At 46.7% G+C, this 26955-nt stretch carries 30 protein-coding genes, 11 tRNA genes and 1 other annotated feature (1 of these 42 only partly in view); of the genes, 7 read left to right on the plus strand and 34 right to left on the minus strand.

What is annotated here, in order from left to right; genetic code table 11:
• Positions 1–134: 134 nt before the first annotated feature.
• The 12 genes from RBB45_RS20305 to RBB45_RS20360 all read right to left on the minus strand — a co-directional run bounded on the left by RBB45_RS20305 (position 135) and on the right by RBB45_RS20360 (position 1827).
• Positions 135–208 (minus strand) — tRNA-Gly (locus RBB45_RS20305).
• A gap of 21 nt (positions 209–229) precedes the next feature.
• Positions 230–306: transfer RNA gene (locus RBB45_RS20310), tRNA-Pro, on the minus strand.
• Positions 307–313: 7 nt separating this feature from the next.
• A tRNA-Arg gene (locus RBB45_RS20315) sits at positions 314–390 on the minus strand.
• A 74-nt stretch (positions 391–464) separates the two neighbouring features.
• A tRNA-Leu gene (locus tag RBB45_RS20320) sits at positions 465–551 on the minus strand.
• Between the two features lie 70 nt (positions 552–621).
• Positions 622–703 (minus strand) — tRNA-Leu (locus tag RBB45_RS20325).
• 14 nt (positions 704–717) lie between these two features.
• Positions 718–793 (minus strand) — tRNA-Lys (locus tag RBB45_RS20330).
• 5 nt (positions 794–798) lie between these two features.
• Positions 799–873 (minus strand) — tRNA-Gln (locus RBB45_RS20335).
• Between the two features lie 18 nt (positions 874–891).
• Positions 892–967 (minus strand) — tRNA-Asp (locus tag RBB45_RS20340).
• A 31-nt stretch (positions 968–998) separates the two neighbouring features.
• Positions 999–1070: transfer RNA gene (locus RBB45_RS20345), tRNA-Glu, on the minus strand.
• A gap of 21 nt (positions 1071–1091) precedes the next feature.
• Positions 1092–1182: transfer RNA gene (locus RBB45_RS20350), tRNA-Ser, on the minus strand.
• 3 nt (positions 1183–1185) lie between these two features.
• Positions 1186–1260, minus strand: a tRNA-Asn gene (locus RBB45_RS20355).
• Positions 1261–1356: 96 nt separating this feature from the next.
• Positions 1357–1827: a SprT family protein gene (locus RBB45_RS20360; RefSeq protein ID WP_009795798.1), complete on the minus strand. Its 471-nt coding sequence runs from the start codon at positions 1825–1827 to the stop codon at positions 1357–1359.
• Between the two features lie 118 nt (positions 1828–1945).
• Here RBB45_RS20360 and cmpA point away from each other — a divergent pair, with 118 nt between their 5' ends.
• Complete coding sequence (gene cmpA / locus RBB45_RS20365; protein ID WP_009795797.1) at positions 1946–2059, plus strand: cortex morphogenetic protein CmpA; 114 nt, start codon at positions 1946–1948, stop codon at positions 2057–2059.
• Between the two features lie 49 nt (positions 2060–2108).
• Here cmpA and RBB45_RS20370 read toward each other — a convergent pair whose 3' ends face one another.
• The 14 genes from RBB45_RS20370 to acpS all read right to left on the minus strand — a co-directional run bounded on the left by RBB45_RS20370 (position 2109) and on the right by acpS (position 13636).
• Complete coding sequence (locus tag RBB45_RS20370; protein ID WP_371931640.1) at positions 2109–4250, minus strand: Tex family protein; 2142 nt, start codon at positions 4248–4250, stop codon at positions 2109–2111.
• A gap of 118 nt (positions 4251–4368) precedes the next feature.
• Positions 4369–4965: a PP2C family serine/threonine-protein phosphatase gene (locus RBB45_RS20375; protein WP_009795795.1), complete on the minus strand. Its 597-nt coding sequence runs from the start codon at positions 4963–4965 to the stop codon at positions 4369–4371.
• Positions 4962–5756: an RNA polymerase sigma factor SigB gene (sigB, locus tag RBB45_RS20380; protein ID WP_009795794.1), complete on the minus strand. Its 795-nt coding sequence runs from the start codon at positions 5754–5756 to the stop codon at positions 4962–4964. Before sigB ends, RBB45_RS20375 begins: the two co-directional genes overlap by 4 nt.
• A complete protein-coding gene (rsbW, locus tag RBB45_RS20385) occupies positions 5734–6207 on the minus strand; it encodes an anti-sigma B factor RsbW (protein WP_009795793.1) in 474 nt (157 codons plus the stop codon). Before rsbW ends, sigB begins: the two co-directional genes overlap by 23 nt.
• Positions 6204–6536, minus strand: a complete 333-nt coding sequence (locus RBB45_RS20390) for an anti-sigma factor antagonist (protein WP_009795792.1) — start codon at positions 6534–6536, stop codon at positions 6204–6206. The genes rsbW and RBB45_RS20390 overlap by 4 nt, the downstream gene beginning before the upstream one ends.
• Before the next feature lie 61 nt (positions 6537–6597).
• The gene (locus RBB45_RS20395; RefSeq protein ID WP_022543254.1) at positions 6598–7608 is read right to left on the minus strand and encodes a PP2C family protein-serine/threonine phosphatase; all 1011 of its coding nucleotides are present in this window, start codon (positions 7606–7608) and stop codon (positions 6598–6600) included.
• A gap of 11 nt (positions 7609–7619) precedes the next feature.
• Positions 7620–8021 (minus strand): anti-sigma regulatory factor, encoded by a 402-nt coding sequence (locus tag RBB45_RS20400; protein ID WP_009795790.1) that lies wholly within the window; start codon positions 8019–8021, stop codon positions 7620–7622.
• A gap of 5 nt (positions 8022–8026) precedes the next feature.
• Entirely contained in the window at positions 8027–8383 is a 357-nt protein-coding gene (locus RBB45_RS20405; protein WP_009795789.1) for an STAS domain-containing protein, read from the minus strand.
• Entirely contained in the window at positions 8380–9213 is an 834-nt protein-coding gene (locus RBB45_RS20410) for an RsbT co-antagonist protein RsbRA (protein ID WP_009795788.1), read from the minus strand. Before RBB45_RS20410 ends, RBB45_RS20405 begins: the two co-directional genes overlap by 4 nt.
• 407 nt (positions 9214–9620) lie before the next feature.
• The gene (ndoA, locus tag RBB45_RS20415) at positions 9621–9971 is read right to left on the minus strand and encodes a type II toxin-antitoxin system endoribonuclease NdoA (RefSeq protein ID WP_009795787.1); all 351 of its coding nucleotides are present in this window, start codon (positions 9969–9971) and stop codon (positions 9621–9623) included.
• A gap of 4 nt (positions 9972–9975) precedes the next feature.
• Positions 9976–10257, minus strand: a complete 282-nt coding sequence (locus RBB45_RS20420; RefSeq protein ID WP_009795786.1) for a CopG family ribbon-helix-helix protein — start codon at positions 10255–10257, stop codon at positions 9976–9978.
• 210 nt (positions 10258–10467) lie between these two features.
• Positions 10468–11646 (minus strand): alanine racemase, encoded by a 1179-nt coding sequence (alr, locus tag RBB45_RS20425; protein ID WP_009795784.1) that lies wholly within the window; start codon positions 11644–11646, stop codon positions 10468–10470.
• Positions 11647–12044: 398 nt separating this feature from the next.
• Entirely contained in the window at positions 12045–13061 is a 1017-nt protein-coding gene (locus RBB45_RS20430; RefSeq protein ID WP_022543252.1) for a LolA family protein, read from the minus strand.
• 206 nt (positions 13062–13267) lie between these two features.
• On the minus strand, positions 13268–13636 hold the full coding sequence (gene acpS / locus RBB45_RS20435; RefSeq protein ID WP_224952178.1) for a holo-ACP synthase: 369 nt from the start codon (positions 13634–13636) through the stop codon (positions 13268–13270).
• Positions 13637–13765: 129 nt separating this feature from the next.
• On the opposite strand from acpS, the gene RBB45_RS20440 reads away from it, so the two are divergent.
• On the plus strand, positions 13766–14356 hold the full coding sequence (locus RBB45_RS20440) for a rhomboid family intramembrane serine protease (protein ID WP_009795780.1): 591 nt from the start codon (positions 13766–13768) through the stop codon (positions 14354–14356).
• 39 nt (positions 14357–14395) lie between these two features.
• Here the strand turns inward: RBB45_RS20440 and RBB45_RS20445 are convergent, their stop codons facing one another.
• The 6 genes from RBB45_RS20445 to RBB45_RS20470 all read right to left on the minus strand — a co-directional run bounded on the left by RBB45_RS20445 (position 14396) and on the right by RBB45_RS20470 (position 20680).
• Complete coding sequence (locus tag RBB45_RS20445) at positions 14396–15826, minus strand: PH domain-containing protein (protein ID WP_371931637.1); 1431 nt, start codon at positions 15824–15826, stop codon at positions 14396–14398.
• A complete protein-coding gene (locus tag RBB45_RS20450; RefSeq protein ID WP_306010272.1) occupies positions 15819–16298 on the minus strand; it encodes a PH domain-containing protein in 480 nt (159 codons plus the stop codon). Before RBB45_RS20450 ends, RBB45_RS20445 begins: the two co-directional genes overlap by 8 nt.
• A 94-nt stretch (positions 16299–16392) precedes the next feature.
• On the minus strand, positions 16393–17355 hold the full coding sequence (uvsE, locus tag RBB45_RS20455; RefSeq protein ID WP_306010273.1) for a UV DNA damage repair endonuclease UvsE: 963 nt from the start codon (positions 17353–17355) through the stop codon (positions 16393–16395).
• 335 nt (positions 17356–17690) lie between these two features.
• Positions 17691–19187 carry a degradosome RNA helicase CshA gene (cshA, locus tag RBB45_RS20460; protein ID WP_022543248.1) on the minus strand — a complete coding sequence of 499 codons (1497 nt, stop codon included), beginning with the start codon at positions 19185–19187 and terminating at the stop codon, positions 17691–17693.
• Between the two features lie 449 nt (positions 19188–19636).
• Positions 19637–20329 (minus strand): alpha/beta hydrolase, encoded by a 693-nt coding sequence (locus RBB45_RS20465; protein ID WP_009795773.1) that lies wholly within the window; start codon positions 20327–20329, stop codon positions 19637–19639.
• Positions 20330–20551: 222 nt separating this feature from the next.
• A complete protein-coding gene (locus RBB45_RS20470) occupies positions 20552–20680 on the minus strand; it encodes a hypothetical protein (RefSeq protein WP_009795771.1) in 129 nt (42 codons plus the stop codon).
• 215 nt (positions 20681–20895) lie between these two features.
• Here RBB45_RS20470 and RBB45_RS20475 point away from each other — a divergent pair, with 215 nt between their 5' ends.
• The 4 genes from RBB45_RS20475 (at position 20896) to RBB45_RS20490 (ending at position 22635) form a co-directional block, all read left to right on the plus strand.
• Positions 20896–21147 (plus strand): sigma-G-dependent sporulation-specific acid-soluble spore protein CsgA, encoded by a 252-nt coding sequence (locus RBB45_RS20475; RefSeq protein WP_022543247.1) that lies wholly within the window; start codon positions 20896–20898, stop codon positions 21145–21147.
• A gap of 337 nt (positions 21148–21484) precedes the next feature.
• On the plus strand, positions 21485–21850 hold the full coding sequence (locus RBB45_RS20480) for a hypothetical protein (protein WP_009795769.1): 366 nt from the start codon (positions 21485–21487) through the stop codon (positions 21848–21850).
• 25 nt (positions 21851–21875) lie between these two features.
• Positions 21876–22394, plus strand: coding sequence for an RNA polymerase sigma factor (locus tag RBB45_RS20485; protein WP_306010293.1), 519 nt, complete (start codon positions 21876–21878; stop codon positions 22392–22394).
• Positions 22372–22635: a hypothetical protein gene (locus tag RBB45_RS20490; protein WP_306010274.1), complete on the plus strand. Its 264-nt coding sequence runs from the start codon at positions 22372–22374 to the stop codon at positions 22633–22635. Before RBB45_RS20485 ends, RBB45_RS20490 begins: the two co-directional genes overlap by 23 nt.
• A 66-nt stretch (positions 22636–22701) precedes the next feature.
• Here the strand turns inward: RBB45_RS20490 and RBB45_RS20495 are convergent, their stop codons facing one another.
• Together RBB45_RS20495 and RBB45_RS20500 are read right to left on the minus strand one after the other, a co-directional pair.
• On the minus strand, positions 22702–24075 hold the full coding sequence (locus tag RBB45_RS20495) for a UDP-N-acetylmuramoyl-tripeptide--D-alanyl-D-alanine ligase (RefSeq protein ID WP_306010275.1): 1374 nt from the start codon (positions 24073–24075) through the stop codon (positions 22702–22704).
• Between the two features lie 73 nt (positions 24076–24148).
• Positions 24149–25222: a D-alanine--D-alanine ligase gene (locus RBB45_RS20500; RefSeq protein WP_248138864.1), complete on the minus strand. Its 1074-nt coding sequence runs from the start codon at positions 25220–25222 to the stop codon at positions 24149–24151.
• A 350-nt stretch (positions 25223–25572) separates the two neighbouring features.
• Between RBB45_RS20500 and RBB45_RS20505 the strand changes: the two genes are divergently transcribed.
• Positions 25573–26763: a dicarboxylate/amino acid:cation symporter gene (locus tag RBB45_RS20505; protein ID WP_094769355.1), complete on the plus strand. Its 1191-nt coding sequence runs from the start codon at positions 25573–25575 to the stop codon at positions 26761–26763.
• Between the two features lie 73 nt (positions 26764–26836).
• Positions 26837–26955 (plus strand) — a binding site (T-box leader) (it continues 95 nt past the right edge of the window).

Raw genomic sequence — 26955 nt, forward strand, 5'->3', positions numbered from 1 at the left:
TTAGGCACGCCGCCAGCGTTCGTCCTGAGCCAGGATCAAACTCTCCATATAAGAGTAAGATTTAGCTCTGATAAAAAATTAAGATTAACGTTGACGTTTTTGTTCGTTCAGTTTTCAAAGAACAATCTTTAAATTGGAGCGGGTGATGGGAATCGAACCCACGACATCAGCTTGGAAGGCTGAGGTTTTACCATTAAACTACACCCGCATATTAAACTTAAAATACTCATGGTCGGGAAGACAGGATTCGAACCTGCGACCCCTTGGTCCCAAACCAAGTGCTCTACCAAGCTGAGCTACTCCCCGTAAAATATGGCGCGCCCGAAAGGAGTCGAACCCATAACCTTCTGATCCGTAGTCAGACGCTCTATCCAATTGAGCTACGGGCGCATATTTTAGTTTGCTTTTTTAAGAAGCAACTTTTATATCTTATCACAACCAACTTCGGTTGTCAATAAGTTTTTTGGTGCGGCCGAGAGGACTTGAACCTCCACGGGGTTAACCCCCACTAGGCCCTCAACCTAGCGCGTCTGCCATTCCGCCACGACCGCATATTATAAGTGACAGCAAAACTTAGTATACCAGGTAATTAAGTAAATATCAACTGGTAAATAATGCTGATGCGGGTGAAGGGAGTCGAACCCCCACGCCTTGCGGCGCCAGATCCTAAGTCTGGTGCGTCTGCCAATTCCGCCACACCCGCATATAGAAATTAAATGGTGAGCCATGAAGGACTCGAACCTTCGACCCTCTGATTAAAAGTCAGATGCTCTACCGACTGAGCTAATGGCTCAAAAATGGCTGGGCTAGCTGGATTCGAACCAACGCATGACGGAGTCAAAGTCCGTTGCCTTACCGCTTGGCTATAGCCCAATGTTTTTTTGAGAAAAATGGCGGTCCCGACGGGAATCGAACCCGCGATCTCCTGCGTGACAGGCAGGCATGTTAACCGCTACACCACGGGACCATCTTTAAGAAAGAAAACAATATATTACAAGTGACCCCTACGGGATTCGAACCCGTGTTACCGCCGTGAAAGGGCGGTGTCTTAACCGCTTGACCAAGGGGCCATCATAAAACCAGGTTGCATCTGGCGGAGAAGGAGGGATTTGAACCCTCGCGCCGGTTGCCCGACCTACACCCTTAGCAGGGGCGCCTCTTCAGCCACTTGAGTACTTCCCCATATGGCTCCGCAGGCAGGACTCGAACCTGCGACCGTTCGGTTAACAGCCGAATGCTCTACCACTGAGCTACTGCGGAATGTCTTTAACATCTTATCGACTCTTACTATTATAAGAACCCAGAAACCAAAAGTCAACTATGTTTTTGAAAAAGTTTTAATAGGACTTTTTAATCTTAATCTGCCTTGATTTCTCCTGACTTCACGAGCCTTCCCCTGCACTTTCCGCATACATATTTCGATGTATTGATCGACCGCCTTCTCTTATAGAGCTGGCCGCAGCCTGAGCATGTATAGGCAATTACTTTAGCCGCCTTCCTCTTTGGCCTGTCCGGTAAAGCAGAGCAAAATCTTGGTGCACCCACTTGTTCTAACAGCAATCTGAAATCCTTGTCTTTATGCTGGTATCCCCTCCCCTCCAGATGGAGGTGATAATGGCATAACTCATGCTTGATGATGCCGATCAGCTCTTCTCTTCCCAGCTGATCAAGATAGCTTTTATTTATATCAATATTATGGGTGCTTAAAATATATCTGCCTCCGGTTGTCCGCAAACGAGGATTAAAATAAGCTTTGTGCCGGAATGGCTTTTGAAAATATTCTTTTGAAATCCTTTCGGTCAGCAGTTGGAGTTCTTGATCGTTCATTCCTTTGTATCCTTTCTAGTTATGCCCTTTTTACTTTGTTTTATCAGCACCGCAGGTTCACGTGACAACCTTGCCCTGCATAGGCTATATATACAGATTTTACTACAGGAGGGTTCCTATGCCTACATGGTTTCAAAATCAGATTCAGCGTGCATTCCTGGAGAAAAACCGATATCAGATTAAATTGCTGAACCAGTGCTGGTATTTCTATAGAAAGAAACACTTGCAGTGAATTAATAAAAAGGGGGAGCGCATACTGACACTCCTCCTCCTGTAATTGATTATTGATCAGAAAGCATGGTCAGGGCCACTCTTCCCTTTTGGCTGTCAATACTGTCGACCCACACTGTCACCACATCTCCCACCGATACAACATCCAGTGGATGCTTAACAAACTGTTTTCGCAGCTTTGATATATGGACAAGCCCGTCCTGCTTTACGCCGATATCGACAAAAGCACCAAAATCTACTACATTCCTGACTGTTCCCTGAAGCTCCATGCCAGGCTTTAAATCTTCAAGCTTCAAAACATCTGTTTTAAGGATAGGCTTAGCGAGATCATCTCTCGGATCTCTCGCAGGGCTCCTAAGAGCATCAATGATATCCTTGAGCGTCAGTTCACCTGTTTCAAGCTCTTCCGCTGTTTGTTTGATATCAATTCCGGCAAGTGCTGCTTTCAGCTCTTCTGATCCAATATCAGTTGTTTTAAACCCAAGCCTGGACAGAAGCTTAACGGCATCCTGGTAGCTCTCCGGGTGGATACTCGTCCTGTCAAGCGGCTCCTTTCCACCCGCAATGCGCAGAAAGCCGATAGCTTGCTCATAAGTTTTGGCTCCCAGTCTGGGAATCTTTTTCAGCTGGACCCTTGATAGGAATTTGCCTTCTTCCTCTCTTTTCTTAACAATATTATTGGCAACTGTCTTTGATAATCCTGCCACATACTGCAAGAGAGAAGATGATGCCGTATTAACATTAACGCCGACCTGGTTTACGGCTGTTTCGACGACAAATGTAAGGGATTCGCTCAGCCTTTTTTGAGATACATCATGCTGGTATTGGCCTACCCCTACAGATTTGGGATCAATTTTCACCAGCTCGGCCAATGGATCCTGCAGGCGGCGGGCGATAGATACAGCACTGCGCTCTTCCACCTGGAAATCCGGAAATTCTTCCCTGGCAAGGTCTGATGCTGAATAAACACTCGCCCCGGCTTCGTTAACAATAATATAATAAATATCGCCGCTCAGTTCTTTTAGGATATCTGCAATGAATTGCTCGGTTTCTCTTGAAGCCGTACCGTTTCCGATCGCTACCATCTCGACTTTGAAAGTTTTAATGATTTGTTTTACTTTTTCTTTTGCATCCTTTGTTTTAGACACCGGCGGATGAGGATATATAACGCCAATGTCCATTACTTTTCCCGTCTCATCAACAACTGCCAGTTTGCAGCCTGTACGGTACGCAGGATCCACCCCAAGAACAACCTTTCCTTTAAGAGGCGGCTGAAGCAGGAGGTTCCTCAAATTCTCCGAGAATATATGGATGGCCTGTTCTTCTGCCTTCTCCGTCAATTCATTCCGGATTTCCCGCTCGATGGACGGCTGGATCAGCCTTTTGTACCCATCCTCAATCGCTTCGCTTACCGGTACAGCAGAGGGGGAGGAAAGATTCTTGATCCATTTTTTCTTCAAATAGCTCTGCATCATATCTATATTCGGCCGGATTGCCGTTCTGAGGATATCTTCCTTTTCTCCGCGGTTTACAGCCAGTATTCTGTGAGGAACGATTTTACTGATCGGCTCCTCATATTCGTAATACATTTCATAGACCTTTTTCTCATCATTGTCTGCATCTTTTACAGAAGTTTCAATTTTACCGCTTTTGAAGGTTTCCCTTCTGATCCATTTTCTGCTTTCCGGATCATCAGAGACCATTTCAGCAATGATATCCCTGGCACCAGCAATCGCTTCTTCAGCTGTATTCACACCTTTTTCCTCAGAAATAAATACAGCCGCTTTCTCTTCAACCGGTTCTTTAGTGAACGCTAGCATCCACTCTGCAAACGGCTCAAGCCCTTTTTCCTTCGCCTGGGTAGCCTTTGTCCTCCGCTTCTGCTTATAAGGGCGGTACAGATCCTCTACCTCCTGCAGTTTGACCGCTTTTCCGATTTGGGCAGCAAGCTCCGGCGTCAGCTTACCCTGTTCCTCTATCGTCCGCAGCACTTCTTCCTTCCGCTGTTCAAGATTCTGTATGTATTGCCACCTCTCCATAATGTCCCTGATTTGCACCTCATCCAATGCACCTGTCTGCTCTTTCCGGTACCGGGCAATAAAAGGAACCGTATTCCCATCCTCGAGCAGGCTGATGACACTTTTCACCTGTTTGCTGTTTATCTTCAATTCAGCTGACACGAGCTTTAACATCTCTTCCTGTTTATGTGCAGTCTTCTCCAAATTCAATCCCCCACAACCTTCGATTTTCTACCACTATTTTATCAAATGTATTGAAGTTTCCCAAACAAAGAAAAAAAGCCGGCTCTCATTAGAGCAGGCTCCCAATAATAAAGGTCGAATCATCAGTGCTGTTTGAGTATTTGCTTTTAATCTCTTCGGCAATACAATCAATCGGCATAAAGCTTTTGAGCAGGGACTTTACTCCGCTGATATTAAAGCCATCCGAGTGGATAAGAAATTTGGATTTGGCTTCATAATTGAACCGCTGTGTATTGAACACCTGCGGCCTTCCGGACAGATATCCTGTTACTGGGAGCGGATAAGTCAATTTGCCTGCTGCTGAATACAAAAAGAATCTGATATTCCCGACACAGCTATATACAAATTCTTTATTGATAAGATCAACCTTGAATACCGAAACTGCCGCTCCCCTTTTCTGAACCAGCACTTTATTGCACAGCTTCATAAGGGTATCAACATCTTCCTGATGGTTTTCTTCTACCACCTGGATGACAGCAGAAGAAGCTTCATGGGCATATTGGCCGCTTCCCAGTCCATCTGCCAGGACACAGACAAAGTATTCCTCTGTTGCTGTAAAAAAATAGCCATCCCCACATTGAGATTTTCCTTCTTTTGCTGTCTGATGAGCGAGGACCTCAAGATTATCTTTGACAATATGCGTCATGAAAGGCACTCCGAGTTATTGCTTTCAGCATTGATCGCTTCCTGGAGCTTTTTAATGGCCCTTCTCTGCAGCCTTGACACATGCATTTGGGAAATCCCAAGCTTGTCGCCGGCATCTTTTTGGCTCATATTCTCCAGATAGGTGTATTGAATGATTTGTTTTTCACGGTCTGTCAGGACATGGAGCACTCTTTCAAGTACCATTCGCTGATTGACCTTTTCGAATCCTTCATCCACATTACCTACAATATCTAAAAGGGTAACCGTCCCTCCATCAGAATCGGCTTCAATGGAGTGATCGACAGAAAGGGCCTGATAGCTCTTGCCCATTTCCATTGCTTCCAGTACTTCCTCTTCGGAGACCCCGATTTCATCCGCTATTTCATCAACCCTTGGTGAACGGTGGAGCTGGGTCGTCAGTTCTTCGACCGTTGTTTTGATCTTCGGCCCCAATTCCTTTATCCGGCGAGGTACATGAACACTCCATGTTTTATCGCGCAGGAATCGCTTGATTTCCCCAATAATCGTCGGGACAGCAAAAGCTTCAAAGCTTTTCCCGAAGGTTTCATCATAGCGGCGTATGGCCCCCAGAAGGCCAATGATTCCCACTTGTGCGATATCCTCATGATAAGAGCGTCCCTTTGAGTACTTCCTGGCTATTGTCTCAACCAGGGCTTTATAGTTTCTTACCAGTATCTCCTGGGCTTCTTCATCCTGGTTTTCCTGGTAGGCTTTGATTAATTCGTTTATTTCTTCTTTGGATCTCTGGTTAGGTTGAGATTGTTTCTGCATCCCTCTCCACCTGCTCTCCTTCCAGGTACTTGGTCATAAAGACCGTCACACCCTCTTTATGATGGATTCTAACCTCGTCCATCAATGTTTCGATCAAGTAAAGGCCCAGTCCTCCTTCACGCAGAAATTCGACAGAATCCGTTTGATCATAGGGACCGATGCCTTCGCGTGCAGATTGGAAGTCAAAGCTTTTACCGCTGTCAGCCACCATAACCTCGAGACGGTCGTTATATAGGCCAAAGCCAATAACCACTTCACCTTTTTCGCTCGTTTTATAAGCATGCTGCACAGCGTTTGTGCAAGCTTCACTTGTCGCGATTTTCAAATCTTCTATTTCATCATAAGAAAATCCCATTCGGCTTGCAATGCCTGACAATGTCAGCCGGATAACTCCGACAAACTCGGGCTTGGCCGGAATTTTCATTTCTAAGTAATCAAACGGTTGATTCATTGTACCCCACCCTCAATCTGGCTGTTAATATCAATAATATCGGCTAGGCCCGTAATTTCGAACAGTCTTTTCAGACGTTCAGAAAGGCCGACAATCTGAAACTTGCCATTGTTGGAGCGTACATTTTTGAAAACCCCGACAAAAACGCCTAATCCTGTACTGTCCATATAAGATACTTCCGAAAGGTCCACAACCATTTCAACTGCCTCTTTTTCAGAAAGCGGGAATAATGATTCTCTTAGCTTCGGAGCCGTATATGCATCAATTTCTCCGCTGATTTTAGCTTGTACCAGTGTATCATTCTCTTTCAAATCTATCGTAATATTCATAACTAGACCCCACCTCTTAACATGTCAATTGCTCTTACCATATACCCGGCGCGATGAGACGCTAAACATTCCTTTTTAATATTATTAATGTAAAATCATCACGCAATTGAAAATGCTGAAGCTTTTCAAGTTCTTTATAAATATTTGTGACTATCTCCTGCGCGCTGAGATGGATGTATTTGCGTATATATCCAATCAGCGTATCTTTTTCAATAAAGCCCTCATCTGTCCGGCACTCAGTCACCCCATCAGACATAAGCACGATCATGTCCCCGGGATGAACCTCCTTCTCGAACTGCTTATACTTCGTCCGCTTGTCGACCCCGAGCAGAAGCCCTTTGGCAGTCGTCTCGCTGAATTCATCTTTTTCAGCATTATAATAGAAACCGGGTTCATGGCCTGCAGACGCGTAATGGAAAAGATGGCTTTCCGTATTGTACATTCCGTAGAACATGGTAATGAACATGCTCGGGTCGACGTTCTGCTCTACAACCCTGTTCAGGTTCTCAAGCACACTGCTTGGCTCATGGCGGTTTTCCGGCAGGCTGTCCATGGCATATTTGATCATTGACATGCACAGGGCCGCTGGAATCCCTTTGCCGATGACATCGGCGATGGCGATGCTTATGTTATTATGCTCATCCTGAACAAAATGATAATAGTCCCCGTTCATATGTTTTGCCGGAACACTGATTGCCCCAATGTCAAGGGAATCGACAGCAGGTACGCTCGTGCCGAGCAGTGTCTGCTGGACGTTCGCAGCAATTTCCATTTCGGACCTCAATTCTTCCTGTTTATGCCTTAAGCTCTGATGCTCGCGGTATGCTAGGCCGTAGCCGATCATCACTTCAAGCAGCACATCAAAGGAATGAAGTACATTTTCGGGAAGATCAGGATAAATTTCAAACAGAAGACTTTTGTGAAGACTGATGATTTCCTCTGGTGATATTTTATGTTCAATGGATTTTCTACTGAATTTTTGACCTTGATACAGCGTCTGTTCTGACTGGTCTTTTAAATAATTCTCTAGAATATCCCGATACTTTGATTCCATCATTTCTCGGAAATCCATAATGCCTCCCCCTAACGAAGCCATTTAGTCGCTCTTATATCTGTACCGTCTCCGGGTGATGAGCTGATATAGAATTCATCCATCAGTCTCTTAACCCCTGGCAGACCGGCTCCCAGTCCGCCGGAGGTAGAGAACCCATCCTCCATGACTTGGCGCATATCATTTATTCCAGGGCCGCTGTCCACTGCTACGATCTGCAATCCCGCTTTGCCGCCGTCATAAATTTTCTCTATACATATTTGACCTTGTCCGGCATATAAGTATATATTCCTGGCCAGTTCACTGATGGCCGTCGTAATACGGGCCTGGTCCACTGTACCGAACCCAAGCTCCTTTGCAACATTACGCCCCAGCTGGCGTGCTGCTACGATGTCCCATTCATTAATGATTTTTACGCAGGATTGGATACCCATACAGTTTAATCCCCCAATTCCTGTTGAAGTTTCTCCAAACCTTTTTCTAGATCTAATGCAGTAAGGACATCATCTAACCCTATGCCTAATTCAATTAGCGTAATAGCTACAGCTGGCTGTATACCGGTAATGACGACTTTTGCACCCATCAGTTTGGACATGTTTATAACGTCGCCAAGGACCTTGGCAATAAAAGAATCGATAAAGTCAATGGATGTTAAGTCTATAACAACCCCATTTGCACTGGTTTCATGGATCTTATGAAGCAAGTCTTCCTGAAACTGGAGTGCTGTCTGGTCATCAAGTTCCCATTGAATGGACACTAGCAGACAGTCATGCAATTTTAATATAGGTATTCTCACTGTTCTCCCTCCACAGCTACAATTTTACGGCTAGTCAGCTCAAGTGCTGCTTCAATTCCCTTTTTCAGTGTGTTCTTCGTTGTAAATTGATTCAGGTCAATCCCCAGATTCACGATGGTCTGGGCTATTTCAGGCCTGATCCCGACAAGCATGCACTTGGCGCCCACCAGGCGGACGGCATCTGCTGCCTGAATGATATGATGAGCCACCATGGTATCCACGACAGGCACGCCTGTGATATCTATTAAAACCACTTCCGATCGATGTTTGACCACTCCATTCAGGAGATTCTCCATGATTTGCTTTGCACGTTCCGTATCTATGGTGCCCACCAGGGGCATTACAGTAATACCTTCAAAAACAGGGATTAATGGAGCGGACAGCTCTTGAAGGGCGATTTTCTGCAGGGAGACGGTTCTTTCCCAGGTCGAGGAATACATATCGACAATTTCATTGGAGACGGGCGTCATCCAGCTTTCAAAGTCCTTGACGATTTCCAGCTGGTTCTCAGAGGTAATCAGCCCTTCCCCCTGCATTCCATCAAAAACGATTTTTCCGAAAGTCTGAAGCCCTTTCGTCACAAAACTCAGCGGCCAGCCGAGCCGGACTACTTTTTCGGCAAAATCGGACAGTTTGGAGGTGAACTCCTCATTCGTCCCCTTTATATTCGATATAATCAAATCGATGAACTCATAGCTCGTACCTGTGAAAACCTGGTCCGAAACTACGCGTATCACCCTTTCATCCGCGTTTTCCTTCGTGCTGCTAACCCATTCATTGAAGATCTCATCTTTTCGAGCTTGAATATAATCCAAAACCTTTTTATCCATTTGATCCTCCCCATTTTAACATACAAATATTTCTAAAGATGGAGTTACCCGGCACTTGTAAACCAAATTTAAAAATGTAAACAAAAAATATATATATATACCATTTAATGATAACAGTTAGGCACAGTCAAATAAAACCTCTAAGTATTGGAACTAGAAGAAAGACTTTTAATTTTACCCGTTTTTCGGATGATTAAACCTTTGCAATCTATCCTGTCCAGCAAAAATAGACATAATAAAAGACAAGCAACACACATGCTTGTCCTCAGCAGATACACAATATTAAGTAGGTTAAAATTTGATATGTACCCGAGATAAAGCAAATCCTTTATCTCTTGGTTTTCCGGAAGACACAGCGAATCTGTGTGTTATAAAAAGACACCCTGAAAGAGCGTGCGTGCTTATAACTAGAATTCAATTAGACCCAAGCTTATTTGCAAAGCTTCATCCACTTTTTCCATCATTTCGTCATCGAGATGGGTTATCTTATCGGTTAAGCGTTGTTTATCAATTGTACGAATTTGTTCCAACAGAATGACAGAGTCTCGTTCAAAACCGTAACGCTTCGCATCAATTTCAACGTGAGTAGGCAGCTTAGCTTTTTGAATTTGGGCTGTAATGGCTGCAACTATTACTGTGGGACTGAACCGATTCCCGATGTCGTTTTGGATGACAAGTACTGGACGTACGCCGCCTTGTTCTGAACCAACAACTGGGGATAGGTCTGCAAAATAAACGTCGCCACGTTTGACAATCAAAGGATTATCCTCCGCTTACTAGACGTTCAACTGTGTGTTCTGCCTCATATTCCGCTTGGAATGCCTCAGATGCAATCGTCAGATTAATTTTTGCCATTTCCATGTAGCCTCTTCTCATCGACTCACGAATTTGTCTCTTCTTCCGCTCACGCAAATACATTTTCGTTGCCTGATAAATGAATTCGCTCCGATTGACATTCTCCTGCTTAACAAAGCTTTCTAACTCGGTTAAAAGATGCTGCGGTAACTTTACCATGATCTCTGTTGTTGCGCTGGACTCAGACACAAACATACACCTCCACCATCACTACACACCATTTTTTATCTCTACCATTTTTTATATTACCATTATTCAGCTGCTGTGCAAAGGACTAATCAGCAATTCCTCTGTATTATCGGCCAAAAAAATATCCTTTTATGCATTAATACGCATTTATTTCCTGAAATATGAATGAAATGGCTTAGCTGGAACGGGAGCAGCAGGGAGCTCCCCCGTTCAAAGCTTGCCCTGCTTGCCGAGAAGCGGGTTATTCAGATCCACAGTCTTTTCTTCCTGCTTATACACGCGTGGCACCCGGCTGGATATCATGCAGGTGACCTCGTAATTGATGGTCTCAAGCTTTGCCGCAATTTCATTGACGGAGATCATACTGTCCCCCTGCGCACCTATCAAGGTCGCAGCTGTTCCAGGTTCCACCCCGTATGGCAGGCGGATCATGCATTGATCCATACAGATCCTTCCTACAATGGGGACTCTGCTCCCGTTCACCAGCACTTCCTGACCCTGCAGCCTGCGGATCCAGCCGTCTGCATAGCCGATTGGGAGGGTGCCGATCCATTCGTCGCCTTCTGCTTCATAGGTGGCGCCATAGCTGACTTTATCACCTTTTTGGAGCTTTTTCACATGCACGATCCTGGCATGAAGCGAGAAAGCCTCCTTTAGCGGGAATGGCAGCTCATGCTCAATTTCCGGCGATGGGGTGAGGCCGTACATGCTGATTCCCATTCTGACAGCATTAAAGCGTGCTTCTGGAAATCTGAGCGAAGCAGCACTGTTGCTGGTATGGACCATTTCCGGCACCTTGCCGAGCCATGACAGCATTTCCCTGAATCTGCCGAGCTGCTCCCGGAAATAGGAATCGTCCAGTTCATCAGCTGTTGCAAAATGAGTATAGATGCCTTGCAGCTCAAAGGCATCCTCCCGCCCTGCAAGCTTCTCAATGGCAAGCAGCTCGTCCTTCTCCCTTACGCCGATCCGACCCATTCCGGTATCGAGCTTTACATGAAAAGTCAGTCTCTTCCCTTGCAGACAAGGAAGTGCCTTCTCGAGCCAGTTTACCTGGAAAACCGTCAGGGTTATGTCCGCAGATGCAGCCAGTGGTGCATCCTCAGGCCTGCTGGCACCTAATACCAGAATCGGGGCCTCAATTCCCCTCTGCCTGAGGGAAAGAGCCTCATCCAAAAAGGCAACAGCCAGGCAATCCGCCCCAGCCTCAAGGGCCGCCCCCGCAGCCTGGATATCTCCATGCCCGTATCCGTTTGCTTTCACTACAGCAAAGAGCTTCACATCTCCAGGAAGAAGCTTCTTCATTGATTTCACATTTTCTTTTATATGATCAAGATTAATTTCAGCCCATGTATCCCGGTAAAACCCTGTGGGATAATCCATTGCCATTCACGTCCTTTTCCTTCCGTTCAAAAAGTATACAAATTATTATCGAACTCTGGAATCTTAATGTCAAATAAGAAATGCGGAGGGCGCTTGCTCAGCCCCGACAAGCATAAGACGAGCAGGACGGAAGGTTGTTCTTTAACCTTCTGGCCTGATTGGCTTATGACTCGAGGGGCTAGCGCCCGGAGCTGGACAAATGAAATGCGGAGGCGACTGTTCAGGTGCGACAAGCATAAGACGATTTGGGATTGAAGGCGTTCTTTGCCTTCGGTTCCAAAGTGGCTTATGACTCGAGCACCTAGGAGCCGGAGCTGGACAAATCGAAATGCGGAGGCAGCTTTCACTCTTCCAGCCTCCGCAAAAAGAAGGCAGATGCCCGTTCCAGAGCATCTGCCTTTCCATTATTTCACTGCATCTCCCTGCACTGATTGTGCAAGCATGACCATTTCTTCCCTCGTCAGGTCGCTGGATGCGATGATATATTCCACTCCGCCGTGGGTCCAGCTGATTTTATTATCGTCTATGGCCCCTATTGTGAAGCCAAGATCCACCGGCTCCCCTGATTCGGAAGTATAGGAGGTGTTTGCCGGCATGACATCTGCTTTTTCCTGGATGAGTGTGAAGGACTTGTCGCCGCCGTATGTCAGGATAAAGCGTTTGCCGTCCTCCATGCTGATTTCTTTTTCATCGATCAGGCTGACATTTTCAAGCTCCGCCTGCGGATATTTGACAGAGAATTCCTCACTGGCCGCTTCTTCTGCCATGACTGGAACCTCAATCTGGGCCCCGGTCATATTTTTCTGGGTGTCGAAATCTTTTTTATCAAGGGCAGCCTTGAAGTCAACCTTTGAGAAGTCGACGGTCACCAGCGGGTTCCTGTCTGAATCCATGACCTTGACGCTGACAGGGGCCAGGTCCTTTTTATCAAGGGTGATTTCCTGGTAAGGAAGCATCTTGTTGTTCTGGTACCTCGTCTTTGTTTCAAAAACATAATGTTCTTTGGTAGCGCTGAATTTCGCCTCTTTATCTTCGAGGATATCCTGCAGCAGGGACTCGTACAGATAAGCCTGGCTGCTGTTCTGCGGCCAGTCGCTCTGGAACTTGAAGCTCTTGTTGAGGGCCGGTGTCAGGACAAAAACGCCTTCATCATTGCGGAGGATCATCTGGCTTTGATTCTTTTCAGGATTTTTCAGACTGACGCGATAGTAAGCAGGTTCTTTATGCCAGATTTCAATCGCATAAGTCTGGGGCTCCGTGCCCATCTGAAGGGTCATTTTCGCTTCTGCTTTATATCCCTTCAGTTCCTCCACTTTTCCGCCAAGCTCCTTCACCACATCCTCTTGTGATTTAGTTCCACAGGCAGTTAAGGCAAAGATGGCCAAAAGCCCGGCGAGAAGCATGAACAATCTTTTCTTCATTCCTTCAACCCCTTCTGTCTCATTTCATCAATTGTGCGCTTCCTGCCTTCTTACAGGCATTCCGCGTTCTGAAGGAGAGGCTTGGCAAGCCGGACAGCAGCCGCGGGTTGAATGCCGGCTGGCAAATCGGATAGCCTTGTCTCTCCTGTCGCACTATGAATATATGAGACAACCTCCGGGAATATGACTTGGCCTATTACAGCTTTTTACTCCCGGATTCCAGGCAGCGGGGTTTCAATGACAACCTGGGCAACAGCATAGCTTTCACTGTGGGAAATGGAAAGATGGAGGCCTTCTCTTTCAGGCTTGCTGAAGAATGGCTTCCCTTTGCGGTCATTTGATATTTCAATATCCTGAAAAGACAGCTCGCTTCCTATCCCTGTGCCATTAGCCTTCGAAAAAGCTTCCTTTGCCGCAAACCGGCCTGCAATGAATTCAAGCTGTCTCTTTTCGCTCAGCGTTATATATTTAGCCAGTTCCCCCTCCGTCAGGATGCGTTCTGAAAACTTAGCCCGATTGGCCATCCTTCTGATTCTTCCGATTTCAACGATATCAATGCCGATCCCTTCAATCACATGCATCATCCTTCTAATTGGTTTGCAGCTTGCATACACAATAGTATACAAGCAGTGGCCATTTCCGGCTCTTTCACGCTATAGTATAATTAACCTTCCTTAACTGATAAAAATAGAAAGGGGACTGTTATGTTTACAAGGACAGAGAGCTTCAGGGAATTCATCCGCTTCTATCCCATTGTCTCCATCATTTTGCTTTTGAATATACTATTCTATTTGCTGACTGTTCTGCCTGTATTTCCGAATTCCTACATATTTGAAAGGCTTGCCGGAGTCAATTTATTCATCAGGGAAGGTGAGGTGTGGCGGCTTGCCACCCCGATATTCATGCACAGCGGCTTTACGCATGTCCTGTTTAACAGCTTTTCCCTTGTCCTGTTCGGCCCTGCCCTGGAGAGGATTGCAGGAAAGGCGAAATTTGCCGGCATCTACCTTATCACCGGCATTTCGGCCAATGTCGCCACCCTGCTGCTTGAGCCGCTCACCTACACACATGTCGGCTCAAGCGGGGCCATTTTCGGCCTGTTTGGCTTCTTTGCAGCGGTCGCATACTTCCGGAAAGACTTGATGTCTCGCGAGAATTCACAGATCATCATTACGATAGCCGTCATTGGGCTTATTATGACCTTCATCCAGCCAAACATCAATATTTCCGCGCACATCTTCGGGTTCATCTCCGGTTTTCTTATAGGAGCGCTTTCATTAAAAAGGAATAGATAATGCAGAAAAAGCGCCAGCCGGCGCTTTTCTTTATGGCTGTTATTTTTCTCTGGAGTACCATTTATAAATCTGTTCTGCATCACTTATGTCCAGGTCAGCTGCCTTCCCGCCAGACCCTCCCGAGCCGGACTTGACAGTAGCTTCCACTGTCGCAAGCTGCTTCCGTTTCTGAAAGCGGCTTTCCTTCAGGCTGAGCGACTGCACCTTATTCTTCATCATATAAACCGTATGCTTGCTGAACGTCCTGTATCGGAGCGTTAGCTGGCTGCCGCTGATATGCCACCCTGCTGCCCTGAATTTCAAAAAGGACCAGACCACGGCCGGCAGGAGCAGCAAAAGGGAAAGAAATCCCCATGGACGAAAGATGGCCGGCGGCACAATAATGATTAAAGCCGCAACAAGGAGCCCCCTGAGAAGATACCGCGGCAGCGCCCTTTTCGGCAGCCCCGCAAGCTCGATTGCGGCATTATAATCTGTAAGATGATGCCCGATCAGCTCCCCCAATTCATTCCTTCGGATAAGCGGGAAAAGCATTACCTTGGCACTATCCCTATCAACTGCCGATCCGCCAGCGCTTTCCACATATAATGTACCGAATCCGAGCGGCTGCCTGGCAGGATTTTCACTGAAACGGAGCGCCTGTATCCTGTGCAGGGGAATCGTGAGCTGCCTTTTCTCCAAAAGTCCCCTGGAGATGACCAGGTCATCTTCCTCTCTTCTGACGGTAAAGCCTGCATACTTCAGCATCGTCCCGATGACAGCAATGATCCATGCCAATAACAGGAGAAGAAACACAGCGCCGCTGATGAAAATCACGCCATTTTCTGCGAAATGCTCAAAACGGTGAAAAAGAGCTTCATAGGGAATAATCTCTTCAAACTGAAAGAAAAAAGCAATCACTGCGGAAATGACCACCCCCGCCCCGCCCGAGGTGGATGCAAGCAGCAGAAGCTGTCCGGGCGAGATCTTATAAATGTCTTGTCCGCTAATGCCGGCCTCTTCCTTCTCTCCGTCCCCGCTGCCCTTCTCCGCTGTAAGCTCCGCCTGGATGGCGGCAGCCTCCGCTTTGGTAATGGCTGTAAGGGTCGCCTCTGCCTCCTGAGTCCCGCTCGTCCCCGCCGTTTCCACCTTGACTTTCACTAGCCCGAACGGACGGTGCAGAATGCCTTCGGAAAAATCCAGGCTCTGAATCCTTTCAAAGGGGATATACCTTTTCTTGCGGACAAAGACCCCATATTCAATCCTGAGCTCCCCCTCCTCTACCCGGTAGGTAAAGCGGAGCCACTTCAGGATGCCGCCCGCCAGCACGAGGAGGACTACGGCTGCAGAGCCAATCAGGTAGAAAAGGTCCCAGTTTGAATTTTTGAACCCGAAAACAATGAATACCAAAAACGGTACAATAAGTTCTTTAAGCTGCTTGAAAAAGTTGGCAGCCGCAGAGATCGGATGCAGCCTCTTCGGCTCAGACATCTTCATCAGCCACCCTTGCCAGCTTTGAAATGGAGAGGCGCAAACCTTCTGCTTCGTCCATATCAAGCGCAGGTATCTCATGGACAGTAGCTGCTGTAGACACGGCAATGGTGGCCAGCGCATACTTCCTCAGGATCGGACCCTGCCTTGTATCGACATGCTGTACCCTGACCATTGGGACCAGCGTCCTTTTGACAATGAATATGCCGTGCTGAAGCTCGATCTCCTGCTCCCGCACCTCATAGCGCCACCTTTTCCACTTCAGCGAAGGGAAAAGAATGATAAAAAAATACAGATACACACATGCCAGGATAACGGCAGCCGGGATGATCCATCCGGGCCCGTCGAAAATAAAGGCAAGCGCCGCAGCCCCTCCCATCGCAAGCACAAAAATGCCTGAGTGGATCGCCCCTGATATCCTCCATACCGGGAGGGCCCTTTTTGAAATCCTTTTTTTTGGTCCGGTGCTCATAAAATAATTCCTCCTGAAAAGGCACTAAGTTTTAAGCCGTCCTTCAGTTTTTATACCTTCCAGTATACAGGACTTCAGGCAGCCCGTGAGGAAATTATATTTTGAACGCTGCCTGGTCAACTTCTTCCAAACCTGCCTCATTCCGGAGGTAGTCTGCCAGCCTGAAAAGAGCATCATCCTTCTTTTTCGCTTCAATCATGCAATAAATTTCCGGTACGCTCCCATTGATGTTCTTCAGGAAGTCCATGAACATGACAGGATCAACATAATCAGCATGGGCCCGAAAGTCCTTGGCGGAGCGGGGGCTTGATATATGCATCTTGATGGGAAGCCTCGCATGCTTCCAGGTCGAAGTAACCCGCTCCCAATTGCTCATCCAGTCTTCATTTTCAAAGTGGGCCAAATGATGATGGTAGTCAAAGACAAGCGGAATGCCAAGCTTTTCACACAGATACAATGTATCGTCCAAAGTGAAGGCCGTGTCATCATTCTCGAGCATGGCCATCTGCTGGATGGCTGCCGGGATCAGCCCCCAGTTATGGATGAACTGCTCCAGCGCCTTCTCCTTGTCATTGTAAGCCCCGCCAACATGCAGGACGCAGCGGTGCTCCGGTTCAATCCCCATCCCCTTCAGCAAAGCCTTATGCATGGAAAGCGTCTTGATCGACACATTCAGAATTTCCGGCTTCAGGGCATTCAGGAGGACAAAATGATCCGGGTGAAAATCAACCCTCATTCTATGGTCTTTAATATAGTCCGCCAGGTCCTGCAGAGCCGGCTTCAGCGGCCTCATATATTTCCAATCGGCCAGTTCCTCATGATTGGCGAGCGGGATCAGCTTGGAGCTGAGCCGGAAGAAGGAAATATCATGGGCAGCATTATGCTTCAGGAGGCGCAGGCAGTTTTCCAGATTGGATATCGCAATCCTCTCAAGCTTCCTGATGGCTGCTTCCCGGTCCTTAATGCCGGAAAATTGTTTATAGGTCATGGTCTGCGAAGGCGAGCAATTCTGCAGATGCACGCTCATCGCCACATATCCAAGCTTTATGATCGTCAATGAGCAACCCCCTTAATGATCCTTATCCCGCTTAGTATGCGCCAATTTCTTTTTAAAAAAGAGGGGTTGGTTTTAATGATTATTTAGGAAAATATGTATTTTATGTAGAAATCCTTCAGATTTATGTAGAATCAGTTCGCTTTTATGTAGAATCCATCCCTTTTTATGTAGAAAAAAGCAAATTTTATGTAGAATAATCCCGAAAACGGAATGGATAAGGCAATAACAGGCCACCGAACGCCAATAATCCAATAAAACAGCAAAAAGGAGTACGGAATGATATAAATTCCGTACCCCTTTTGCTCAAAGCACTCGTGCCCATTTTCTATATTCTATTAACGGCTGCTGTCGGACGTACGGTTGGAATAATTGCCTTGACGGCGTCCGCCCTGTCCCTGCCTTGGTTTATACTGGCCGTCTTTCCTTTTGGAATCATAGCCTCTTCTGTTGTCGCTGCCTCTTCTATTGTCATTGCTTCTTCTGCGGTCATATGGCTTTCTGTCCCTTTTGGAAGGAAGCGGCTTTTCTTCTGTCAGCTTGACAGGAGTATCGTCCGGCTCTTTCGTCAACAGCTTCAGGACAGCTGCCACAACGTCAGAAGCATCGTGCTGCTCAAGAAGCTCATCAGCTGCCTCTTTATAATTTTCCAGGTTATTGGCACTGATTGCCTGTGAAATCTTGTCGACTGCTGCCTTCTGCTGGCCTTCGAGGGCTTCAGCAAGCGTAGGCGGCACCATTTTTCCCATCTTGCTCTTGGTCGTTCTTTCAACAACAGCCAGGTATGATTTCTCACGAGGCGTGATGAATGTCATCGCCATTCCTTCTTTTCCTGCACGCCCTGTACGGCCGATGCGGTGAACATAGCTTTCAGGATCCTGAGGGATGTCAAAGTTGTATACATGTGTTACGCCGGAAATATCAAGACCCCTCGCAGCAACATCAGTCGCAACAAGAACATCGATGGATCCTTCCTTGAACTTTCTCAGGACAGACATACGCTTTGCCTGGCTGAGGTCTCCGTGAATTCCTTCTGCAAGGAAGCCTCTCAAATTCAGCGCCTCTGCAAGCTCATCCACACGCCTTTTGGTACGCCCAAAGATGATGGCCAGTTCTGGTGACTGGATATTCAGAAGGCGAGTCAGTACGTCAAATTTGGTTCTCTCCTGTACTTCCACATAGAATTGCTCAATAAGCGGAACCGTCATTTCCTTTGCTTTGACACGGATGATCTGCGGGTCTCTCATGAATCTTTCTGCCATTCTCTGGATCGGTGCAGGCATTGTGGCAGAGAACAAGAGGGTCTGTCTTTCCACAGGAACGCTTGCCAGAATGGATTCGATGTCCTCGATAAAGCCCATGTTCAGCATTTCATCTGCTTCGTCAAGGATCGCTGTGTGAACATTGTCCAGGCGGAGCGTCTTGCGTTTAATATGGTCAAGCACCCTTCCTGGTGTTCCAACGATGATATGAGGGGGCTTTTTAAGGGCACGGATCTGGCGGTTGATATCCTGGCCTCCGTAAATAGAAAGCACGCGTGCTCTTTTTCCGTAGCCGATCTTATATAGTTCTTCAGACACCTGGATTGCAAGCTCCCGGGTCGGAGCAATGATGATCCCCTGGATAACATCCTTGCTTGTGTCGATTTTATCAATCAGCGGAACTCCGAATGCAGCGGTCTTTCCCGTACCGGTCTGCGCCTGGCCGATCAGATCTTTATTTGCCAGGCTCAAAGGAATTGTTTCGGCCTGGATCGGGGTAGCTTCTTCAAACCCCATTCTTTTTAGTGATTTCATTGTAGCAGGACTGATGCCTAAATCTTGAAACTTTGTCAATGTATTCTCTCCTTCTGTTTCTTGGCAATTATTTATGGTGATTAGCGTCAGATCAGCAGGGTAAGCTGCCGCTCGGACAATTCATGGCAAAACATGCTTTCCTGCATTAAAAGCGGCAGGCAAGCGTTTTGGAGTGTTCTAAGAGGACCGAAGATCTTGTATCTCTGCCGGGATCTGAGTGGAGGGATCCTGGCTGCTGAAACCCGGTAAAGGAGATGGCAGCTTATTTCAGCTGGCTATATTTCATTCAGTATATGAACAATGTTTATAATAAAGCCGAACGGGCAGCCCCGGAAGTCTCCCCTTGCAGTCATACCTATATATTAAAGTGAAAAAAGACATTCTCCAGGTGGAGTATGTCCGGGTTTCAAAGAAATTTCTCTTTGGCACTTTAGGGTTTATCTTACCATTTTTAAGGGCGCTTTGCAATAAAGTGCCCCCCCTGGCAATTATGCCTCATGCTGCAGAAATTCCAATATATCCTGGAACAGCCCTTCACATTCGCCGCTGTGGCAGATCAGGTGCTTCGATTCTTTTAGAAAAATAAGCTTTTTGGACGATGCTCCTATATTTTCATATAGGTATGTGGCACTGCGCGGCGGGACGACTCCGTCCACTTCCCCCTGGGCAATCAGGGTAGGAATCCTGATCTGGTTAATGATCGGCCTAACAGAAGATACCAGCCTCCGGAACTGCAGCGTGGCTGCAATCGGGGTTTCCCTGATTTTCCGGTTATATCTGAGGAACATTTCATTCTTAAAGAGATTTCCTTTAACGGTATCCTTTATCATTTCTCCTATATCTTTCACAAGCTGCTTTGGATTCACATAATAGGCAGCCGCGCTTAAGAGGATCAGCTTTTTCACAGGATAATGCACTGCCAGGTAACTGGCAATGATCCCGCCCATGGAGAAACCGATCACATAGACTTCATCACACTTTTCCATCAGCTTTTGGAGTTCATCTTCTGCATGGCTTATCCACTTTTTATACTCAATGCCTTTCAGCTGCAGCCTGTCCCCATGTCCAGGCAGGGTAGGGACTGCCACTTCCCACGCAGTATGTTTCTTGAGATACTCAGTCAGCGGCTCGATTTCAAATGGAGCACCTGTAAATCCATGTATACAAAGACAGCCGATCATGTACATCACCTTCGTCTGTATGATTTGCTCTCACAGTTCCTTTATTTTACACTTTGCTATGAGTATTATTCCAACAAAATTATCCGCCCTGCAAAGGAAGGCGATATCAAAGAAAAGACTGCCTGAAAAATGGCAGCCTCCCCCGTTTGTATCTATATTTCCCCTGTTTGTATAATCCTTTATGCTGTCATGAGTGCTGCCTTAAAGGCTGAACCAATGAATTTACCAATCCCGGGTGCTCTCCAGGAGCTTGTCTATCTCGAATTGGCCTATCGCATAAAATATATTCTCTTCTTGTAATTCACTGGTTTCATCGAGCAGCCGGTCAATATCCAGATAATATGCTCTCATACGAAACCTCCTACGCCTTTTATGCGCCTCTTTCGGGCCAGGCTTTCTATCTCTAGTATAACATTCTCTTCAGTAAATCGGATTATGGGGGTCGGACCGGATTTTTCATTTCATTTACCCTTTAAAAATTCTTTCAAACATTTATCTGCCAGAGCACATATTTCATTTACTCACTCACCATCCTAGTAAGGGACTATAACTATGAGGTGATGATCATGAACCAATCGCTGGGATATTTGCGTGAACTGCTGTCCAATTACACGGACCGCTCCCATGAATGCCGGGAGCTGTACCATAAAATCACTGACGATCTTTCGGAAGAAGACAATGCGTTTGTAAGCAGACTTACCGAGCAGGAAGCCGCTTTTTTGAACAGCATCCTCCCCCCTGAAATCCAGCATGCCAAAGAAGAACTGGATTATAAAAGAGCCAATAAGCTGAATGAAATCTATGAGCTTCTTACTTAGCCGGGAAAAACAATGTTCCGGGAGATAGGTAAACCTTTTTGTTCCAAGAAGTATCTCCTGCTTTAACTGGGGCTGTTGATTTCTGTTCCAGGCAATTCGCTTTCCGCGGGCGACGCTGTGTCTCCTCAGAGCAAGCTCCTGCTGGGTCTCAGCCTTGCCGCTATCTCCCGCAGGAGTCTACGTGCCTTGCACTCCAATCAACAGGTTTTCAAACTCTTTTTAACTTTCCGAAATGATTTTAAAAAAACGGCCACCCGCCGTTTTTTTGTTTTTCTATTGAACCTCCATCCCCCTTCATTTGTATAATAGATACAATGCAAGTAAGGGAGTGTCTTAAATGGGGATTGGATTCATCGTTTCAATGATTGTCACAGGATTTATTATGATCATCATCTTCTCTATCGCCATTCCGTTTCAGCGGAAATACGTCGTTAAAGAAAATGGCAGGATCAATTTCCGCAAGTCGCCTGTCCTCCTCCGCTGGAATGTTTTCGACGGTCTCGCAATCGGCGTGGCCGCCTACAGCATCATCTGCATCCAGATCTTAAACTTCATGATTTCCGGAGGAAGCACCATTGAAAATCCTTTTGTCCAATTTTTCACGAACCAGGGCCAGGCCTGGGTGATTGTCGGAACAGCCTATCTTATTTCACGGCTGTCCATGGTCATTAAAGGAGTCAGGGAGCTTCAGCAGAATGACTGATCAAGCCGGAAAGGCCAATCAATTTATGATAGCCTTCCAGGACGGGAGCGAAGAGGCATTTGACCAGCTTTACCTTTCGCTTAAATCTCCCTTATATGCTTTTCTGTTCCGCTTCACGAAAGAGGAGCAGCTCAGCATCGATCTTGTCCAGGACGCTTTTCTGAAGCTCCACCAGTCAAAATCAAGCTTTGACCCAAAGAAGGCAGGCGTTAAAACCTATCTTTTTCAAATCGCTTACCATCTAATGATCACCAAGCTGAATAGACGGAAAAAATGGCAGAAGCTACTGCCCTTCCTGCTCCCCTCAACAGAAGGGCAGGTGGACCAGGCAGATAAAATGACAGTCCGGGAAGCCATCGCCAGCCTCTCTGAGGCACAGAGGGCAGTCATTATTCTAAGCTATTATCATGATATGCCTCAGGCAGAGATTGCAGAGGTTGTGGGCATCCCTGTCGGCACGGTGAAGTCAAGGCTCCATCATGCCATAAAAACATTGAAAACTGTCCTGGAGGTGGATGAGATTGAACAAAGAAAAACCAAATGAGACAGAAGAATTATTAAAACAGGAACCGCTTTTAAAAATGCATCTGGAGTCCTACCATGTAAACATACCGGAAATCTCCAGGAAAAAAAGTAAATTCGACAGAGTTCTCTCTTTTTTGGCATCCCCTGCGGTTAATCCACTCGAAAACTATATTAATAAAGGAGGAAGCATAACACTTCTGACTGCTTCTCCAATAGCCATTGGCGCGGTATTGGCCATTGCCCAGCTTTTGCGTCTCTGACCGATATAGTTATAAGAAAATCCCTGTTTCATGTGAAACAGGGATTTTTTTCCTTATGCCATCAACCTATTTTAGTGCTTCAGCTGCTTCTTCCAGCTTCATGCCCCTGGAGCCTTTAAACAGCACAATTGTTTCTGCATTCGTCAGGCTCTGCAGCTTTTCGATCAATGGGCCTTTCTCAGAAAAAGCAAAAACTCGTTCCTCTGAAAACACCTCTTGTGCCCCTTCCGCAATAACGCGGCCGAGAGATCCGAACGTTAACACATAATCAATCTTTTCCGGGTCGATCGCTTGGCCAATCTCGCGGTGAAATCTCACTTCATCATCTCCAAGCTCAAGCATATCAGCCAGCACAAGCACCTTTCTGCTATAGCCTGAAAGCTCTGACACGAGATCGATTGCCGCTCTCATTGAAGTCGGGCTGGCATTATAGGCATCATTGATGACCTTTTCGCCTTTGCTTCCTTCCGAAAGCTCCATCCTCATCGCTGTCAGCTTCAAGGAAGCAAATCCTTCATTCATCTGCTCGTAAGGGATTCCGAGAAAATGGGCAGCCTCCATGGCACAGAGAGCATTCATAACATTATGGACACCGAGCACAGGCAAATGGTATTCCATATCTGAAAGGTTCGCCTGAAAAACGCTCCCCTTCTCTTCCTGGTCGATCCGCACAGGATAGATGCTGTTGGATTGGCCTTTGCCGAACGAGCGGACTTTCGCCGGACCGCTGTAGCCGTTTAGCCTGTCTTTTAGAAGGGGCTCATCTCCATGATAAATGATCATGCCATCATCCTTCAGGCCCTCGATGATTTCAAGCTTGGCCTTTGCAATACCAGCTCTTGAGCCGAGATCCTGGAGGTGGGATTCCCCGATGTTTGTAATCATGACAACATCCGGACGGGCAAGCTTTGTCAGGAACTCAATCTCCCCAAAGCCGCTCATTCCCATTTCAAGGACCGCAACCTCAGTATCTTCCTCCAAAGATAGCAAGGTAAGGGGCAGGCCAAGATGGTTATTATAATTCCCCTCTGTTTTTTGGACCTTGTATTTTAATGATAGAAGACGGGCAGTCATATCCTTCACAGTTGTCTTTCCATTGCTGCCTGTTATCCCGGCCACCTTAATATCCAGCTCATTCCGGTAAGCTTCTGACAGCTGCTGCACTGCCTTGAGCGTGTCCTCTACAACAAGGATCGGCAGGTGAAGCGGCGGATTCGGAACATCCTGCTGCCATAGTGCAGCAGCCGCCCCCTTTCGAAGGGCATCCTCCACAAAACGGTGTCCATCGGTGTGTTCACCCTTGAAAGGAACAAACAGGTTGCCGGGCTCCATTGTCCTTGAATTGATTGATACTCCCTTGATGCTGACATCAGAAAAAGCCGAGTGATCGTTTAGAATAGGAATCATCCCGGCAATCTGAGTGATTGTACGTTTAATCATCTTCTGCGCCTCCTGACTGATCTGCTAATAGAAAAGGGACACGGCCCATAAGCCGTGCCTCTATCCTTAAAAGTTACATTGTATGTTTGATGCTTTGTTTCTCCGTATGCCTTTCAAGCGCCAGGTTCACAAGCCTTTCAATCAGCTGCGGATATTCCACGCCTGTATGCTTCCAAAGAAGCGGGAACATGCTGAACGGCGTAAAGCCAGGCATTGTATTGACCTCATTGATCATGACCTTGCCGTCACGCGTCAGGAAGAAGTCTGCCCTTACGAGTCCGGAGCAGTCAAGCGCTTTGAAAGCCCTGATCGACATCTCGTTCAGTGTGCTGTATTCCTCTTCTGTGATTTCAGCAGGAATGATCATGGCTGTATCGCCATCCTCATACTTGGCTTTATAATCATAGAAATCTTTTTTCGGTACGATTTCGCCGGCCACCGAACACTCCGGCTCATCATTTCCAAGGACGCCGAGCTCAATCTCTCTCGCTGTTACGCCTTCCTCCACAATGATCTTCCGGTCAAACTGGAATGCTTCTTCAAAAGCTGCTGCCAATTCTTCACGATTTGTGCATTTGCTGATTCCTACACTCGATCCAAGATTGGCCGGCTTGACAAAGCAAGGATAGCCAAGTTCTTCTTCCACTTTCTCATAAGCTGTCTCCCCAGCCTTTTGCCATTCGCTGCGGACGAACCATACATAGTTGACCTGAGGCAGGCCAGCCTGGGCAAAGATATTCTTCATGATGACTTTATCCATGCCTGCAGATGAGGCAAGCACGCCATTGCCGACATATGGAAGGTTAAGGAGCTCAAGCATCCCCTGAACCGTGCCGTCTTCGCCATTAGGGCCGTGAAGGAGCGGAAAGATAACGTCAAAGCTGCTTTCTTCAGCTGACTTGAACATAGCCGGAGCCAGGGCTGCAGGCGACATAGCCTCTCCCTGTGAGAACTCCAGCTGCTTGACGCTTTCAGCCGGTGCCTCGAGCATCGGGCCCTTCACCCATTCCCCTTCCTCGGTTATGTAAACAGGATATATATCGAATTTCTCCAAATCCAAGGCTTTAATGACAGCAAGAGCCGTCTGCATTGATACTTTATGCTCTGCGGATTTTCCGCCGTATAATAATCCAAGCTTCTTTTTCATCAAAAGGAACCCTCCATTTATTCAATCACATGTTTCATTTTACCACTCCAAAAGCGAAAAAGGCGTGATTGACTATTGTTATTTGCAGGAATTTTTTTCTTTCCCAGTCTGCCCTGCTTTCTATATATGTATGATTTCCTATGCCCATCTGCCACCATTAACCCTAATTCCCCCATCCCCCTGGATAACTGGTTCTTAGGTATTATTCTCAAATAGCATTCCAGGTGATATAGTTTGAATTTATAGAATATTTTTATTTATTTTCTTTTAAAAATTCCCACTTAACAAGAAAGGTTTACGACTGTATAATCCACGTTATACAAACAAATGTGTTTTTAAGGAGGACAACAATGAAACGGCTAGGACTACTCCCCAGAATTATTCTTGCAATAGCTTTAGGCATTTTAATTGGTTCTTTTTCACCCGAAGGAGCCATCAGGCTGTTCGCTACATTCAACAGCCTGTTCGGAAACTTTCTCGGCTTTGCTATCCCTTTAATCATCATCGGGTTCATTGCTCCCGGCATCGGGACAATGGGAAAAGGTGCCGGCAAGCTTCTCGGCATTACAACAGGGTTTGCTTATGCCTCTACCATCGCTGCAGGGACAGCCGCCTATTTTGCCGCTGTCAGCCTGTACCCTGCCCTGCTTAAGAATCAGAGCTTAAAAGAATTCGGGAATCCGGAAGAAGCACTCGCTGCTCCTTTTTTCCAGGTGGACATGCCGCCGGTCATGGGCGTTATGACAGCACTGCTGCTTGCTTTCACAATCGGGCTTGGACTTGCCGGCCTGAAAAGCAATGCTTTGCAGGACGTGATGGATGATTTCCGCACTATCATTGAAATGCTAATCGAAAAAATCATTATCCCTTTGCTGCCATTCCATATCTTTGGGATCTTTGCTAATATGACGCACGGCGGACAGGTTGGAAGCATCATCAGTGTATTCGCAAAAGTATTTATCATGATTATTGCCCTTCATTTCCTTTTCCTGCTTTTGCAGTACACAGCGGCAGGGGCTGCCGCCCGGAAGAATCCTTTCTACCTGCTGAAGTCCATGCTTCCTGCTTATTTCACTGCGCTCGGGACCCAGTCTTCTGCCTCAACAATCCCTGTCACGCTGAAACAGGTTAAAAAGCTGGGCGCTCGGGAAAAGACAGCAGATTTCGCTGTGCCGTTACTGGCAACGATCCATTTATCCGGGAGCACCATCACACTAGTGAGCTGTTCCATTGCGGTTCTTATGCTCCAGGGTGAAGCAGTATCCTTCGGGCAGATGTTCCCGTTTATCATGATGCTCGGGATCACGATGATTGCCGCTCCAGGCGTTCCCGGGGGCGCTGTCATGGCTGCCCTCGGCCTGCTGGAATCTATGCTTGGCTTTAATGGGACAATGACCGCTTTGATGATTGCCCTCTATCTTGCCCAGGACAGCTTTGGCACTGCCTGCAACGTAACAGGCGACGGCGCCATCACAATTCTGGCAGACAAAGCAAGCGGAAAGAAAGCCGTTCCGCTCAAAAATGAAGCAAAAGCTGTTTAGCCTGAAAATTACTTTTGACATCTCCTGGATAATCATCTAAACTGTTTCTAACATTCAGTAAACAGAAACTAATAGATGAGTTATGACAGGAATCAGTAGGGTTTGCTTCCCTGTTTGAAGAGAGCCGGTGTTTGGTGCGAACCGGTACAAAAGCAAACGTGAATTACCTCCTTGAACATTCTTTGTGAAACA

It is taken from the genome of Bacillus sp. MMSF_3328 (genome assembly GCF_030733525.1).
In the GTDB taxonomy this organism is placed as follows: Bacteria; Bacillota; Bacilli; order Bacillales; family Cytobacillaceae; genus Bacillus_AB; species Bacillus_AB infantis.

Bases quoted from the DNA above. Each gene is read 5' to 3' on its own strand.
- RBB45_RS20360 (WP_009795798.1), bottom strand. From the start codon at position 1,827: ATGAACGATCAAGAACTCCAACTGCTGACCGAAAGGATTTCAAAAGAA.
- cmpA (WP_009795797.1), top strand. From the start codon at position 1,946: ATGCCTACATGGTTTCAAAATCAGATTCAGCGTGCATTCCTGGAGAAA.
- RBB45_RS20370 (WP_371931640.1), bottom strand. From the start codon at position 4,250: ATGTTAAAGCTCGTGTCAGCTGAATTGAAGATAAACAGCAAACAGGTG.
- RBB45_RS20375 (WP_009795795.1), bottom strand. From the start codon at position 4,965: ATGACGCATATTGTCAAAGATAATCTTGAGGTCCTCGCTCATCAGACA.
- sigB (WP_009795794.1), bottom strand. From the start codon at position 5,756: ATGCAGAAACAATCTCAACCTAACCAGAGATCCAAAGAAGAAATAAAC.
- rsbW (WP_009795793.1), bottom strand. From the start codon at position 6,207: ATGAATCAACCGTTTGATTACTTAGAAATGAAAATTCCGGCCAAGCCC.
- RBB45_RS20390 (WP_009795792.1), bottom strand. From the start codon at position 6,536: ATGAATATTACGATAGATTTGAAAGAGAATGATACACTGGTACAAGCT.
- RBB45_RS20395 (WP_022543254.1), bottom strand. From the start codon at position 7,608: ATGGATTTCCGAGAAATGATGGAATCAAAGTATCGGGATATTCTAGAG.
- RBB45_RS20400 (WP_009795790.1), bottom strand. From the start codon at position 8,021: ATGGGTATCCAATCCTGCGTAAAAATCATTAATGAATGGGACATCGTA.
- RBB45_RS20410 (WP_009795788.1), bottom strand. From the start codon at position 9,213: ATGGATAAAAAGGTTTTGGATTATATTCAAGCTCGAAAAGATGAGATC.
- alr (WP_009795784.1), bottom strand. From the start codon at position 11,646: ATGGCAATGGATTATCCCACAGGGTTTTACCGGGATACATGGGCTGAA.
- RBB45_RS20430 (WP_022543252.1), bottom strand. From the start codon at position 13,061: ATGAAGAAAAGATTGTTCATGCTTCTCGCCGGGCTTTTGGCCATCTTT.
- RBB45_RS20440 (WP_009795780.1), top strand. From the start codon at position 13,766: ATGTTTACAAGGACAGAGAGCTTCAGGGAATTCATCCGCTTCTATCCC.
- RBB45_RS20445 (WP_371931637.1), bottom strand. From the start codon at position 15,826: ATGTCTGAGCCGAAGAGGCTGCATCCGATCTCTGCGGCTGCCAACTTT.
- RBB45_RS20450 (WP_306010272.1), bottom strand. From the start codon at position 16,298: ATGAGCACCGGACCAAAAAAAAGGATTTCAAAAAGGGCCCTCCCGGTA.
- RBB45_RS20465 (WP_009795773.1), bottom strand. From the start codon at position 20,329: ATGATCGGCTGTCTTTGTATACATGGATTTACAGGTGCTCCATTTGAA.
- RBB45_RS20470 (WP_009795771.1), bottom strand. From the start codon at position 20,680: ATGAGAGCATATTATCTGGATATTGACCGGCTGCTCGATGAAACCAGT.
- RBB45_RS20475 (WP_022543247.1), top strand. From the start codon at position 20,896: ATGAACCAATCGCTGGGATATTTGCGTGAACTGCTGTCCAATTACACG.
- RBB45_RS20480 (WP_009795769.1), top strand. From the start codon at position 21,485: ATGGGGATTGGATTCATCGTTTCAATGATTGTCACAGGATTTATTATG.
- RBB45_RS20485 (WP_306010293.1), top strand. From the start codon at position 21,876: ATGATAGCCTTCCAGGACGGGAGCGAAGAGGCATTTGACCAGCTTTAC.
- RBB45_RS20495 (WP_306010275.1), bottom strand. From the start codon at position 24,075: ATGATTAAACGTACAATCACTCAGATTGCCGGGATGATTCCTATTCTA.
- RBB45_RS20500 (WP_248138864.1), bottom strand. From the start codon at position 25,222: ATGAAAAAGAAGCTTGGATTATTATACGGCGGAAAATCCGCAGAGCAT.
- RBB45_RS20505 (WP_094769355.1), top strand. From the start codon at position 25,573: ATGAAACGGCTAGGACTACTCCCCAGAATTATTCTTGCAATAGCTTTA.